Consider the following 14,040-nt stretch of genomic DNA (forward strand, 5'->3'; position numbering starts at 1 on the left):
ATAGCACTTCGCGAAACCCTGACAAAGGAATGCCAGGCTGTCGAAAATCTGGCATTGTTTCAGCTTATCCGGGGTATAGATCAACTCAACACTCCACCTGTAAATGAAACCTTGATCTTTGATTGAAAGTTTTCAATGATCTTGAAAATCTCCTTTAATGTAACGCGTTCAATTTTTGAAAGCTGCGAGATGTCGATATAATTATCTGGTTCGGTATGGTCCTGAATGATCTGCTCGGTTTGTTTTTTTAGCCGAAGGTTCATCAGAAAGTAGTAAGATTGGATTAGCTCATGGTACTCCGATTCGGAGAAAATTCCTTTTGCCTTCAGGGCTTTCATACGCTCGCCGGTGTTTACTTCAAAAATTCTGTTTTTAAGGGCGTAAACACGAACAAGGTCAACAATAGGGCTCATTGTTCTTTTAATATCAAAAACTTCCCGGCTATCTTTTTTAAACGTGCGGATAGTATTGAAAAATGTTAACGGCGGCTCATATTGAAGGGCATTTTTAGCCATGTGGAAAAATAACTTTTCCAAAGGCTGCTGCAATCGCTCGTCTAAAAACTGGTGCAGTTCGTCCATAATGGTGTTGTCGCCATAAATGGTGCGGCAATCAAAAAAGGTAGAGAAGTTGATGACCGTTTCGGGGATAGATTCGTCCATCCAGTAATCGTAATTGCGTTTCCAGTGCGATAGCGAGTGGGTCCATTTGGGGTTTTGGGCCATGAAATCGCCTGTGCAGTAAACAAAGCCAATGTTATTCAAATCGGTTGATACCCTGGTGGCCAGGTCAAGGAAATAGGCACGTACTTCTTCGCGGTGCTCATTTGCCTTATCTTCATAAATAATGGCGTTGTCCTGGTCGGTTTTAAAGGTTTGTTCTTTGCGGCCCTCGCTGCCCAGTACCATAAACACAAATTTGGCGGGCGGCGGCCCTATTTGGGCAATTACGCTTTCAATTACTTTTTGGGCAATGGTATCGGCAACGGTAGTGATAATCTGGTTCACAATTTCGGCATTAACGCCGCGGCCCAGTAACTGGGTTACAAATTGTGGCACGCTTTGCCACTTACGTTTTAACTCATCTGTTGATAGGGCCAGCTTAACAGATTGTATAAATACCATCGGCGACTGTGCCTGCTCGCTTAATAGCTTATTGCGGCTGATAAAGCCCACATATCCGGCCGCCTTTTGAATCAGTATATACCGGGTTTTAGTCTGAAACATCATCAACAAGGCCTCATAAACCAAGGCATCCGCGCTGATGCTTACTATCGGCGTATCCATCACCAGGCTTACGGCGTCGGCGGTATCATGTTGCCTGGCTATCACCTTATCGCGCAGCGTAATATCGGTTACGTAGCCAACAATCTTTTGCCCGTCGTTCAAAATAAAAAGGCAGCTGGTTTTTTGGGCAGCCATCAGCTGAGCTGCTTTGTAAATGGGTGTGTGGCCCTGGCAGGCTATTACAGGCCGGTATTCAATGCTTTCTACACGGCGCGAGTATAATTGCTCAGATGCAATATAGCTTTCGGCAAACGATGCCGGTTGCTTGAAAAAATGGACAAACTCCTCATTTTGCATCCGTTTACCAAACTCGGCAGTAAAATGCAAAAAGAAATCTTCGTAGGTTTTGCACAGCAGGCGAAAATCTTTACGGTGCAAAAAATAAACCAGCGTTCCCTTTTTGGCAACAACCGTTCGTAACGATCGCCTCCTGTTAAGTAATACCGAAACGCCGCCGTAACAAAAGCCAGGTTCGTGGTTTTCTATCAATCGCTTATTGCCTGCACTATCATAAAAAAAAGATTCATAACTGCCCTGTACAATAATGTCAACACCTTTCATCATCGTAACATCCTGCTGGTAAATTACCACATCTTTTTGATAATTGATTTCCTGTAATTGTTCGGCTACGCCTTGCAGTACCTCGGTGGGCAGGGCGTTAAAAGGCGTAATGGATTTTAAATATTCCAGTCGGTTGTTCATAGGCTGTAAATGATAATGGCCATTAACAATATAAGCATTAATGCAGGCAGTAAACAGCCCTTTTGTTTTTGGGCAGGGTCGCGCTGCTGCTCAAAATCCAGATTTTGCTGACGGATGCTTTTATCGGATATTTCGCCACGAGTACGCAATTCAAAAAAACAGGCGGCAGTGGCCTGGGCATCATATAGTGCATTATGCTGGTTTTGTAAATCGGTATTAAACAGCATATAGTACAACTCTTCCAGCCTTAAGTGGCGTGTAAGCGAGCTGTGCACCAGTTGCGTAGTGGCAACCATGGTACAAAAAACAGGGAGGTTACCGAGCGGGTTTGCTATGCCCGACCGGTAAAATGTCGCACCGAGCAGGTGATAATCCAGCCGGATAAAATGGCCTATCAGCATAGGGTTGTATTGCTGCACATCAGCTGCCAGTAGTTGTATTACCTCGGTGCGGGTTTTGCCGCTCAGTTTCAAAAACTCAGGTGTCAGATGGTGGATGGCCAGAGCTGCAGGGGTAATCGTGATTCCCTCGCTTTGGATATAGTAGTCCTGTTGTTTGATGAGCTTGTGATGCTTATCGTAAATAAGCCATGATACCTGTAACGCGTGCGGCCAGTTTTCATCGGCACTGTAAGGCAAGTTCCACTTAAGCGGCAGGCCCGAGGCTTCTGTGTCGATAAATAAAAAATAGTCGTTCAAAGTGTTTGCCCAATTGCTGTTTGCGGTTGTATTCAAAAGTAATTAATTCCGGTAAAAGTTGATGAGAATAAAATTGTGGCAGGGCAAACGTATCCAGATTGGGTTAACATAACTTAACATGTTTTAAGAAAAATTCCATATAAAATTCTGTAAAACAATGTTTTAGTATTTTATCATGGTTAACACTAAACTGATGTTTTACGTAATTTAAACGCATACAAATGCTTGTGCCTGTTGTTGGCCAAACAGGTGCCGAACAGGCGCTTTCTTTTAACCGGAGTAAGGGGATAACGCAAGGTATTGTTTAATGCATATATCTAATGCATATATCTTTTTCGCCCCCTAAGCTTATTCCGTTAGCTACAGCTTATTTGTAGGCAGGAGCAACGGCCTTGATGTGGATCAAAGGAGATATACAAGTGCGTTTGGCTGACGCGACCTAAAACATCAGGAAATAAATCCTAATACACTAACATGCACAGTTATGCAATTTCTTATTCATCTCTTGGAAGCACCCGCACAGAAATTATACACACTATTGCACTTAGCAGCAGCAATGTTAAAATCAGAGTTATCAATGGTATTAATTAATTGGTAATGATAAAATTACAAAAAAATTTAATTTGATAAAATATTTTAATAAAAAAAACGTTAGCGCTTTTTTTGCAGTGGTTCGGTTATTAATGATTATCCCTCCCGGGGGCACTATAAATAACAGTAAGGAAACTGGACTTGGCTATTTTACAGCATTGGGCTATCGTAAAATCTCGCTTTTAGCTTGTCTTTTAAATAAATTTCCAGAACCTGAGTTCGGCCGGCCTTGTAAATGTCCTGAATACTTAGCTTATGTTTTTTGTTTTCAAGCTCAATAATCAGCGAAGGGACTTTTTTTACAGCTATGTAAATACAATATATGCCCAGTAGTACCGGCAAAACCGGCAGTGCTATTGATTCTATGTAGATGCGGTGTACGGTAGGATCATAAAAGTTTTGGTATACGCCTAGGGTGTTGTACACCGCGAAAGCAATAAATAATACCCCGACGATTAAGGTAAGCGCAACGTTTTTTGTTTCGACAGCCCTGGCGAAAGTGGCTTTGTGGATGTCGTAATAATTGATGGTTTTGTAATTGAACCGGTTGCGCAGCAGGTGAACGCCTTGTGGCGACAAAGCAAAATCTTTTGATTGGATGTCGTAATTGTTCATGGCAGGTTAGCTCACGGGCATTTTAATCAATATTCCATCTCGGATAGGAACGTCGTTTTAAATATAATGTACCCGGATTTAGCTATGAAAACAGAATATATATGACCAGCGCCGTGCTTGCTAAGCCTACTCCTCAAACAAATAACCGCTATACGCCAAACCTGTAGCTACACTCTTAAAATTATCGCCCGAGTTGAGGTTAACATGCGGAAACCTGTTTTTAAACAGCTTTTGAATACTGCCTACCAGCGATGTGCCGCCTGTTAAAAACAAACTATCAATTTTTTCAGGATCGATGTTGTTTTGTTGCATAAATTGATCCAGGTATCCGGCAATCCGATCCACATCTTTGGCTATAATTTGTTCGTAACCAGGCAATGGGACATCCTCTTCAATATCGATATCCATGTTATGGTAACTAAACGCAGATGTATCTGCGTTTGAAAGTTCAATTTTTGTTTTTTCGATTGCCTGGAATACCGAGTAGCCCAGGTTATTGTCAATAAGGGTGATCAAATTTTTAAATTTCCGGTTGTTGCCCGAAAAATAGTAGTAATCGTCAATATCTTTTTTAATACGTGGGCCATTAAAAAAGTTCATCTGCTCCCATGAACAAATGTTTGCAAAAAGCGAATTGGGAACGGTTAGTACCTTGCCCGGAGTAGCCTCGTATTGCGTGTGCTTACCAAAATATGGCGTGCCTATTTCCCACATAAAAGCCGAATCAAGGCTATCGCCACCAACATAAATACCGCCGTTGGCTATCATATCGTCTTTGCGGTTTTTGCTGCCAACTTTTTGAGGGTCGAGCACCAGGTAGGTAAAGTCTGTTGTGCCCCCGCCCAAATCGGCCACCAACACATTTTCTTTTTTTGCCAGTGTTTTTTCATAGGCAAAGGCGGCACCTATAGGTTCAAACTGGAAACGTACATTGGTAAAACCTGCAATTGCTGCCGCTTTGCTTAGCCGGGTTTGCGCAAGGGTATCTTTTTGCACATCGTCGTCATCAAAAAAAACCGGCCGGCCAATTACCGCTGTGCGGCAATCCTCCCCGGTTAGTTCATCGGCCCGTTCTTTCAATTCCTTTAAAATAATAGCCACAAGGTCAGATGCGTTGAACCTTTTATTTTGAATGCGGGTTTCGGTGAAGCTGCTCCTGGATAAAATTTGTTTAACCGATTTAATAAACCGGCCCTTCATTCCGTCATTAAGATAAGCTGCAATCGCTTCTTCGCCCACTACATAGTTTTTTGTGGTTTGTAACCCCGGCTGACTAAAGAAATAGATGAGCGATGGGATGATGATGGTATCGTGGATGGCTTTTGTTTCCTGGTTGTAAATTGCCAAAGCCGAATTGGTTGTTCCAAAATCAATTCCGTATAAAAACTTATTCATAACAAAACAGGTAAAGCGGTAAAAATTAAAGGGCGGCGAAAGTATAAAAAAATAGTTTAGCGACAAAATGAAGCCCTGCCGGCCAAACGAGGATATCTTACAAAAAAATGCGGATTTGTCGAACCAATAGTCATTTACTCCACAATAATCACGTCATTATAAAAAGAAAGCAAAGGTAAGCTTAGTCGGTTACTTGATTATTTTTAACTTAAAAGGGATATAGTTTACAATGAATGAGGCTTGCAGGTTGAATAAGGCAATTATTTAACTTTAGATAAACTTATTGAACTAAATTACGATAGCTATCGTATAAAAACGGGATTACGGCCCCAGGACAGCCTAAAATACATGGATATAGGGATTTGTCCTTTTTGATACATAACGGTCCGTTTAAAGTTTGCATATGAGAAATAAAAATTACCTTATTCGTTTATTAGGCGCTGCATTGGTTTTATCGTCTTTTACGATGTGTACCAAGAGTTTAAATAAAATTGAGGCACCGGCTATAGCAGCTCCCGGTCAGGATAGCGTTAACTTAAATTTAAAAGCCCAGGCTGTAACTCCTTATACATACACGGTGCAACCTACCGAATGGATGGTTGACGGTACTAAGATACCTGCGGGGGCTGTAATATATATTCCTGCCGGCAAAAGGGGCGCCTTACTGCTAAAAAATATTAAAGGGACGGCTGCAGCGCCTATCACCATTGTCAACAAAGGTGGTAAAGTGACCATTTCTGCAGATATTACGGCATCGTACGGATTTAAGACCCAAAACTCCCAGTTTTTTAAAGTGTTGGGCAACGGAACACCGGGTATTGCCTATGGGTTTGATGTAAACGGAGGCAATATCGGCATGACGATGGATGATCTGAGCACGGATTTTGAGATTGCCAATGTTGAAGTAAGGAATAGCGGCTTCGCCGGGATTATGGCGAAAACCGATCCATCGTGCGATGCCGCAACCTGGCGTGGCCATTTTACCATGAAAAACGTGATTATTCATAATAACTATGTTCACAAAACGGGCGGCGAAGGGCTATATGTAGGCAATTCTTTCTATGCCGATGGGGTGTCAATTTCATGCGGCACAGTTTTGCCTCATGATGTGGTAAACGTTAAAGTATACCAAAACCTTACCGATTCTACCGGTAGCGAAGGAATACAGGTTGGCAGCGCAACTTCGGGCTGCCAGATTTATAGCAACACGGTAAAAAATCCGGGAGTTAGCCCATTTTCGGCCTACCAGGATAACGGCATCCAGATAGGCGAAGGTACCGGGGGCAGGTGCTTTAACAATATAGTAAGAAACGCGCCGGGCAACGGCATCATTGTGCTTGGCCTTGGCGATAATGTAGTGTTTAATAACTACATCCTTAACTCAAAATCATATGGCATTTTTGCCGATTCCAGGTATACCCCAGGGCCTCATTTTCAATTTATTAATAACACCATCATCGCTTCGGCATTAGGGGGCATCAAATTAAACTCCGAAACTATCCCCATGAATACGGTTATCAATAATGTTATTATACAACCAGCATCAGTACAACCAATAATCAGAAAAAGCAGCAGCGTTAAACTAACCGCTTCAAATAATTATACAGGTACCGACGTAAACGCCTGTAAATTTGTAAACTATACCGGTGGCAATTTTCATTTGCTGTCGTCGTCTCCGCTTATCAATAAGGGGGCAAACGTGTTATCATATGGCGTAAGCTTTGATTATTACGGTGCTAAGCGGCCGTCGGGTGTTGCTTTTGAAATTGGGGCTACGGAGTATTGAGGTTGGCATACTGCAGATAAAGCATAGTGCCGAAGAGGTTAAGGCTGTGGCGGTTATTAATTGATTGTTAAACTGACACGGCGATAAATGAGCTCATTGTTATAACCCACACCTCGTCGGCCACTGCGGTGCTAAGAGAGGGCTAAGCATTATATGGCTTCTTTCTTTAGTGACAATAACCGGCGTCCTTCCATCGTCATTTTTATTCCGTAAAAAGATGTAGAAATTGCACAACACATTGCTACTACCGCGTTTATCAGATTTCGGTCTGCATTGGTTTTTAAAATGAATGTCATCCCTAAAATAGCAACTAATGTAGTCCAGGTGCCCATAAAATAATCGAATTTACGCCTGAATACTTTAGCTAACGGAAAGAAGTGAAGCCCAACGATGAGAGCGATTGAAGAAATGAATAAATAATCCATTTTTATATTTACCAAAATGTTTTTTGCCAACAAAATTGCCAATCCTTCTATCGCGAATATGAGCATGAACCCCTTTCCTCTCTTCTTTTCATCATCACCAATGGCGCTTTCATCCGGCAATTCCTTTCTGAAATTTTTAAAGACGAAAAAGTTATATAACAGTATAATAATTCCTAATGCGAAAATACCCTCTGCTAAAGATAGATAGGTATTACGATAACTAACTACAGCTATAGTAGTCCATATAAAAGTATTTAATATCATAAATGACATACCATTTATCGGTCTGTCTATATCAGCTTTGGTAACAGCCTGCATATTGAATTAGTAGATCGGTTTGAGTTTCGACTGAACTTTTTGCGATAAATATACTATAATTTCGTTTGTACGATAACCTCTTCAAGTATTATTTAGAAAATGGATTTTAAATAGAGACCTGCTTTAACGATTATGTAGTGGATAGGTGAGAGGCGACTTTATGGTGGTTAACCTGCGTTCAACCAGCCGTCAAAAAACGAAAGCTTTCCCTTCCTCACATCCCCTTTGTTTGTAAGGATAACGCCCTGTTTTAATGATTATTGCGCTCGAAAAAATATAGTTTAAAAACGGCATTTTGATAGGTTATACCTTATATTTTTGGCTGCATATACCAAAAATAAACCCCATATGATGCCTGAAAATAAACTTAGCCCGGCAAAAAAATCATCCAAATATGTACTCAGTTTCCGGGAGATTAACAAATCGATGCTCATGCTTGCAGGAGGCAAGGGCGCTAACCTGGGCGAACTTTGCCGGATTGAGCAAATACAGGTGCCCGGCGGTTTTTGCGTTACCACCGAAGCGTATAAAAAAATAACCGGGAGTAATACGGAGCTTATGAGCTTGCTGGATGAATTAATTCATTTTAAGGCTGATGACGGGGAAAGTATCGGCACTATTTGCGCTAAGATCCGCAGGGTTATAGAAGCGATAGCTATTGCAGGGGATATAGTCCACGAGATTACGGAGCACCTGGCAAAGTTTGGGAAACAAGATGCCTTCGCTGTACGCTCGAGCGCTACCGCGGAAGACCTGCCAACGGCGTCCTTTGCAGGGCAGCAGGATACTTATTTGAATATTATTGGCCAGGAGGCAATTCTAAAGCATATTAGCAAATGCTGGGCGTCGCTGTTTACAGATAGGGCAGTAATTTACCGTATCCAAAACGGCTTCGATCATCGTAAAGTGCAGCTGGCAGTGGTTGTTCAGCAGATGGTGTTTCCGCACGCAGCAGGAATTATATTTACTGCCGACCCTGTCTCCGGTAACAGGAAGGTTCTATCTATTGATGCCGGCTTCGGCCTTGGCGAGGCTATGGTAGCCGGCCTGGTGAATGCAGATAATTACAAACTATGCAATGGTGAGATTATTGATAAAAAGATTGCGGCAAAGAAACTGGCTATCTATACGTTAAAACACGGCGGTACCCAAGAGCAGGAGATTGAGCCTGGGTGGCAAAACAGGCAAGCGCTGACCGATGAACAGATTTTACAGCTGGAAATAATTGGCAGAAAAATTGAAAAACATTTCGGCTACCCGCAGGATATTGAATGGTGTTTGGCTGATGGTGAATTTTATATTGTACAAAGCAGGCCAATCACCACCCTGTACCCAATCCCCGAAGGGAATGAACAGGGAAATCACGTCTATGTATCTGTCGGGCATCAACAAATGATGACGGATGCTATGAAACCGTTGGGATTGTCGCTGTGGCAGTTAACAGCCTTTAGGCCGATGTTTAAAGCCGCCGGAAGATTGTTTGTGGATATTACAGACAACCTAAGCACGCCCGCAGGCCAAAAAATGATAATAGACGCCATGGGCGCGCACGATCCGCTTATAAAACACGCGCTGGTTACCATTGTGGAGCGGGGCGATTTCATAAAATTGTTACCAAATGATAAACAGGACCCCGCCGCTATTATCAACAGTACAGGCAAATCGTTCGCAGATATCCTGGGGCAAGTTGAAAACGACCCGGCAATTGTTGCTGATTTGATAACAAGTAACCAGCTATCAGTAAAAGAGTTGAAATATAATATTCAGGCAATATCAGGACCCGGGTTGTTTGATTTTATTGTGCAGGATGATCAGCAGGCAAAAAAAAATTTATTCGCCCCGCAAAACAGGGGGGCTATTATGGCTTCGATGGATGCCTTATGGTGGATTAACGAAAATATTAAAAACTGGTTAGGCGATAAAAACGCGGCTGATACGCTTGCCCAATCGGCACCAAATAATATTACATCAGAAATGGGACTGGAGCTATTGAACGTAGCAGACGTGATACGGCCTTATCCCCAGGTGATTGAATATTTACAACAGGCAAAGGATGATAATTTTTTGGATGGCCTGGTCAATTTGGATGGCGGGAAGGAAGCCCTGTACGCTATTGAAACTTACCTGGACAAATATGGGATGCGCTGCGCCGGCGAAATAGACATTACCAAAACCCGCTGGAGCGAAAAACCAGGTACACTTATCCCCATCCTCCTCGGCAATATCAAAAACTTTGAGCCTGGCGCCGGCAAGTGCAAGTTTGAACTGGGGCGGCAGGAGGCTTTAAAAAAAGAGGCAGAAATATTAAATAGGTTAAAGCAATTACCGGATGGAGAGCAGAAAGCCGATGAGACAAAACAAATGATTAGCCTGCTGCGCAATTTTGCAGGTTATCGCGAGTATCCAAAATACGGTATAATCAGCCGTTCTTTTGTTTATAAGCAGGCTTTAATGAAGGAAGCCGAAAAATTGGTGCAAGCGGGAATAATTAACGAAAAAGAAGACATCTACTACCTTACTTTCCAGGAATTGCGCGAAGTGGTACGCACCAATAAACTGGATTACCAGCTAATTGGCAAACGAAAAGAGGAGCATAAAATAAATGAAAAACTAAACCCGCCGCGTGTTATTACCTCTGATGGAGAGATTATTTCAGGGAAATACAACAGCGAAAACCTCCCGGCCGGTGCCATTGCCGGCCTGGCGGTGTCGTCGGGAATTATAGAGGGACGCGCCCGCGTTATTTTAGAGATGGAAAACGCCGTGCTGGAAGATGGCGATATATTAGTAACCACATTTACCGACCCCAGCTGGACACCGCTGTTTGTATCCATTAGGGGCCTGGTAACCGAAGTTGGCGGCCTGATGACGCACGGCGCGGTCATAGCACGCGAGTATGGACTGCCGGCAGTGGTAGGAGTGGAACAGGCTACCAAACTCATCAAAAACGGGCAACGCATCAGGGTAAACGGAACGGACGGGTATATAGAGGTTCTTTTTTAAACGCAGCACCTGGCAATTGAGGATAACCAATTCGTGGCTCTGTTTTTGCCTTCCATTAATAAATAATAACAGCCTGTTAATGGACATCTATAATATATTCACCTCAAAAATTCCCGCTTCGATGATGGAGTTTGACCCGAGGCAGAAAAAACTAATAACTTTTTTAAATCCGCACTCCTATAAGTTAGCCTTTAATGCCCCTGAATTGTTCGAGAAATTTGACTGGATAGCACCCGACGGAATATTAATAGTGCTCATTTTAAATTTATTTAAAGCAACAGCCTTTAAAATAAAACGTTTTTCGTGCGACATGACTTCCGTGGCGCCATTTGTTTTTGACATAGCTGTAAAAAATCAACTAAGTGTGTATTTTTTAGGCGCCGACGAGGAAAGCATTACCGACACCGTTAAGACGTTTAAAAAAGAATATCCTTTGCTGCCCATAGCAGGCTATCGGAACGGGTATTTTGATACTTATGCCAACAGGTGGAGTGCTATTGATAATATAGTAAGCTTAAACCCTGATATTGTTTTTGTTGGGATGGGAGTTATTTTACAGGAAACAATGGCCTTGAATTTAAGATCGAGAGGTTATAGCGGTGCAATTTACACCTGCGGCGGCTTTTTGCACCAAAGCAAACATGAAATTAATTTTTATCCTAATTTTATCAACAGGCTTAATTTACGTTTTATCTATCGTAGTTATAAGGAAGGTGGTTTTTTTTCGCGTTCCATGAAAACCTACCCTGCCTTTTGTTACCTTATGGTGCGCCGTATAGTTAAACAAACTTTTAATTTAAAATATAAATCCTGAAAGTAAATCAATTTCGTTTTTCGGTATATATTCTCTCTTGGGGGTATATAATTCTCCTATCGGGAAATGTTGGTTGTTTTTTACCTCACGTTTGTGTTTATCCCGTATAAAGCTTTCGTTGCGATATAAAAGTTGCTAACAAAAACAACCGGTTATGCCACTATAGAAAGCGGGCTTTTAACGGGGCTGGCAGAGACTGAGGAGATAGGAACTACCGGCGCAGAAGCAGCCGCAGCCTGCACCTGATTTTTTTTGAACGTAATTTTAAAACCCCTTTTCCAATACTTTTCAAATGTAACAACACTTAGTACATTGACAACTGATAGCAGCAGGCCGAATTTTTTATTGTTCATGGTTCCAGTTATAATAACACACCGTAGTTTATACGGTAGTTATACTATAAAGGTTACCATGTAAATAATTGTTAATAAAACAAGCCACCTACCATTAAGCTGGCCTGCATCAGTTTAATAATTTATTTATAGTTAACACCAGCTTTTTTAAGTCGAAGGGCTTGGGAATATAAGCATCGTAATTAAAATTGACTAAATCAATTGCCGATTTGTGGTATGCAGACATAAGTATAACGGGGATATGACTGGTATCTTTATTGGTTTTAATCATTTTACAAATCTGGCCGCCGTTTAACCCGGGCATCATATAATCGGTTAATACCAGGTCGGGCCCGTGAATTTTGATTAATTCGATAATATCATCGGTCCTTTCTACACCCTGAACGTCAAAATCGTATAAAACCAACGCAGTTTCCAATATGCTGCGGATATCGTCATCATCTTCTATTATAAGTATTTGTTTAGCCATAATAAATTATTTCGGCTCTTAGTTGGCCTGAAAAATTGATTTTAAAGTGGGTACATCTATTGGCTTGGCCAAATAGGCCTCTACCCAGGGGTTACTCAATGATTTTAAAATATTATCGCGATCAATAGACGACGATAACATGTAAATTTTACTTTTGTAAATCGGTTCTATCTTTAGCTTTTTATACTCAAGTAAAAACTCCCATCCGTCCATCAAAGGCATCATAATATCAAGAAAAATATAGTCGGGCAGTTCATTAGGCTGCTTCTCTATTAAAAATTTCAGCCTGTTTATGGCTGTTAAGCCACTGTTGCAACTTTCAATATTGGAGTTATGTAAAACCCTTTTTACCACCAGTTTAAAAATAATGCTGTCGAGCTCTCCATCATCAATAACCATGATTTTAGGGATTGTATCCATGTTATCCATTGGGTTTTTAAACACGCAATAAGGCAATATGTTTTGAAAAGATAATTGTTGTTCTTTGGCGAAAGTAAAATAGCCCCTGGGGTAAACTTTCCTTAGTTAATAATTATGGGCAAAAAAAAAGCTGCCCCGTTTAAAGGACAGCTTCTGCTTTGGAAAGATTTGTTTAAGCTTCAATAAAAGCCAAAAGGTCTTTATTAATGGTGTCGGCTTCGGTTGCCGGCATGCCATGAGGGAATCCCGGGTAAGATATCAAGGTGCCGTTTTTTAATAGTTTAGCAGCCTTTGCGCCCGAAATAGGGAACGGAACAATCTGGTCGTCTTCGCCATGCAAAACCAAAACCGGGATATCTACACTTTTAAGGTCTTCGGTAAAGTCGGTTTCCGAGAAGGCTTTAATACCGTCGTGCTGTGCTTTTACGCCGCCCATCATTCCCTGGCGCCACCAATTATCTTGAATGCCCGGTTTTACGGTTGCGCCTTCGCGGTTATAGCCATAAAAGGGTACGGTAAAATCTTTAAAGTATTGGGCGCGGTTAAATGCCGTACCCTGACGTATCTCGTCAAATATAGCCATCGGTACACCTTCTGGGTTGTTTTCTGTTTGAACCATCAGGGGCGTAACCGCGCTGATGAGTACAACTTTGGCCACACGGCTTTTGCCCAGGTTGGCAGCGTAATGAATAGCTTCGCCGCCGCCTGTTGAGTGGCCAATATGTACGGCATCTTTTAAATTCAATGCCTCGGTAAGCGCGGCCACGTCGGCTGCGTAGGTGTCCATATCGTGTCCATTGGCAGTTTGGCTCGATCTGCCATGACCGCGGCGGTCATGGGCAATTACTCTGTAACCTTTTTTTAGGAAAAACATCATTTGTGCGTCCCAGTCGTCGCCGGATAATGGCCAGCCATGATGAAATACCAGCGGTTTTCCTGTACCCCAGTCTTTGTAATAAATTTCGGTTCCGTCTTTTGTGGTGATTGTGCTCATGTTTTCAATTTTTAAGTGATGTATTTGTTTTGTGATACAAATGTGCAGCTTTTTGAATTCAGCAACACTTGATATAGATTAAGAAATGATCATTTCAATGCAAAATTTTATATGATTTCTGCAGCGGATGTATTTTGTGCTGAGAGGCCCCGCTCCAGCATTAAAAAAATA

Annotated in this window: 12 protein-coding genes; 3 read left to right on the forward strand and 9 right to left on the reverse strand. The window is 41.9% G+C overall.

Features of this window, described 5'->3' with window-relative positions:
• Positions 1–80: 80 nt before the first annotated feature.
• From FSB76_RS23075 to FSB76_RS23090, 4 genes are all read right to left on the reverse strand, one after another.
• Complete coding sequence (locus tag FSB76_RS23075) at positions 81–1,988, reverse strand: DUF294 nucleotidyltransferase-like domain-containing protein (protein WP_147057565.1); 1,908 nt, start codon at positions 1,986–1,988, stop codon at positions 81–83.
• Positions 1,985–2,722: a 3'-5' exonuclease gene (locus tag FSB76_RS23080; protein WP_147057567.1), complete on the reverse strand. Its 738-nt coding sequence runs from the start codon at positions 2,720–2,722 to the stop codon at positions 1,985–1,987. The genes FSB76_RS23075 and FSB76_RS23080 overlap by 4 nt, the downstream gene beginning before the upstream one ends.
• Before the next feature lie 705 nt (positions 2,723–3,427).
• Complete coding sequence (locus tag FSB76_RS23085) at positions 3,428–3,892, reverse strand: hypothetical protein (RefSeq protein ID WP_147057569.1); 465 nt, start codon at positions 3,890–3,892, stop codon at positions 3,428–3,430.
• Between the two features lie 126 nt (positions 3,893–4,018).
• Positions 4,019–5,287 carry an Hsp70 family protein gene (locus FSB76_RS23090; protein ID WP_147057571.1) on the reverse strand — a complete coding sequence of 423 codons (1,269 nt, stop codon included), beginning with the start codon at positions 5,285–5,287 and terminating at the stop codon, positions 4,019–4,021.
• A gap of 403 nt (positions 5,288–5,690) precedes the next feature.
• Between FSB76_RS23090 and FSB76_RS23095 the strand changes: the two genes are divergently transcribed.
• The gene (locus FSB76_RS23095) at positions 5,691–7,073 is read left to right on the forward strand and encodes a right-handed parallel beta-helix repeat-containing protein (protein WP_147057573.1); all 1,383 of its coding nucleotides are present in this window, start codon (positions 5,691–5,693) and stop codon (positions 7,071–7,073) included.
• Positions 7,074–7,222: 149 nt separating this feature from the next.
• On the opposite strand, the gene FSB76_RS23100 is transcribed toward FSB76_RS23095, so the two are convergent.
• Positions 7,223–7,816 (reverse strand): hypothetical protein, encoded by a 594-nt coding sequence (locus FSB76_RS23100; protein ID WP_147057575.1) that lies wholly within the window; start codon positions 7,814–7,816, stop codon positions 7,223–7,225.
• A 348-nt stretch (positions 7,817–8,164) separates the two neighbouring features.
• On the opposite strand from FSB76_RS23100, the gene ppsA reads away from it, so the two are divergent.
• Positions 8,165–10,819: a phosphoenolpyruvate synthase gene (gene ppsA, locus FSB76_RS23105; RefSeq protein ID WP_225976286.1), complete on the forward strand. Its 2,655-nt coding sequence runs from the start codon at positions 8,165–8,167 to the stop codon at positions 10,817–10,819.
• Positions 10,820–10,898: 79 nt separating this feature from the next.
• Positions 10,899–11,633: a WecB/TagA/CpsF family glycosyltransferase gene (locus FSB76_RS23110; RefSeq protein ID WP_147057577.1), complete on the forward strand. Its 735-nt coding sequence runs from the start codon at positions 10,899–10,901 to the stop codon at positions 11,631–11,633.
• Between the two features lie 152 nt (positions 11,634–11,785).
• Here the strand turns inward: FSB76_RS23110 and FSB76_RS23115 are convergent, their stop codons facing one another.
• From FSB76_RS23115 to FSB76_RS23130, 4 genes are all read right to left on the reverse strand, one after another.
• Entirely contained in the window at positions 11,786–11,986 is a 201-nt protein-coding gene (locus FSB76_RS23115; protein WP_147057579.1) for a hypothetical protein, read from the reverse strand.
• A 109-nt stretch (positions 11,987–12,095) separates the two neighbouring features.
• Complete coding sequence (locus tag FSB76_RS23120; RefSeq protein WP_147057581.1) at positions 12,096–12,455, reverse strand: response regulator; 360 nt, start codon at positions 12,453–12,455, stop codon at positions 12,096–12,098.
• Between the two features lie 18 nt (positions 12,456–12,473).
• Positions 12,474–12,875 (reverse strand): response regulator, encoded by a 402-nt coding sequence (locus FSB76_RS23125; protein ID WP_158642964.1) that lies wholly within the window; start codon positions 12,873–12,875, stop codon positions 12,474–12,476.
• A gap of 172 nt (positions 12,876–13,047) precedes the next feature.
• Entirely contained in the window at positions 13,048–13,869 is an 822-nt protein-coding gene (locus FSB76_RS23130; protein ID WP_147057585.1) for an alpha/beta fold hydrolase, read from the reverse strand.
• Positions 13,870–14,040: the final 171 nt, after the last annotated feature.

The organism is Mucilaginibacter ginsenosidivorax, assembly GCF_007971525.1.
Taxonomy (GTDB): domain Bacteria; phylum Bacteroidota; class Bacteroidia; order Sphingobacteriales; family Sphingobacteriaceae; genus Mucilaginibacter; species Mucilaginibacter ginsenosidivorax.

Excerpts from the sequence above, each read along its gene's own strand:
- FSB76_RS23115 (WP_147057579.1), bottom strand. The coding sequence starts at position 11,986 with ATGAACAATAAAAAATTCGGCCTGCTGCTATCAGTTGTCAATGTACTA.
- FSB76_RS23075 (WP_147057565.1), bottom strand. The coding sequence starts at position 1,988 with ATGAACAACCGACTGGAATATTTAAAATCCATTACGCCTTTTAACGCC.
- FSB76_RS23100 (WP_147057575.1), bottom strand. The coding sequence starts at position 7,816 with ATGCAGGCTGTTACCAAAGCTGATATAGACAGACCGATAAATGGTATG.
- FSB76_RS23120 (WP_147057581.1), bottom strand. The coding sequence starts at position 12,455 with ATGGCTAAACAAATACTTATAATAGAAGATGATGACGATATCCGCAGC.
- ppsA (WP_225976286.1), top strand. The coding sequence starts at position 8,165 with ATGATGCCTGAAAATAAACTTAGCCCGGCAAAAAAATCATCCAAATAT.
- FSB76_RS23130 (WP_147057585.1), bottom strand. The coding sequence starts at position 13,869 with ATGAGCACAATCACCACAAAAGACGGAACCGAAATTTATTACAAAGAC.
- FSB76_RS23110 (WP_147057577.1), top strand. The coding sequence starts at position 10,899 with ATGGACATCTATAATATATTCACCTCAAAAATTCCCGCTTCGATGATG.
- FSB76_RS23125 (WP_158642964.1), bottom strand. The coding sequence starts at position 12,875 with ATGGATACAATCCCTAAAATCATGGTTATTGATGATGGAGAGCTCGAC.
- FSB76_RS23095 (WP_147057573.1), top strand. The coding sequence starts at position 5,691 with ATGAGAAATAAAAATTACCTTATTCGTTTATTAGGCGCTGCATTGGTT.
- FSB76_RS23090 (WP_147057571.1), bottom strand. The coding sequence starts at position 5,287 with ATGAATAAGTTTTTATACGGAATTGATTTTGGAACAACCAATTCGGCT.
- FSB76_RS23085 (WP_147057569.1), bottom strand. The coding sequence starts at position 3,892 with ATGAACAATTACGACATCCAATCAAAAGATTTTGCTTTGTCGCCACAA.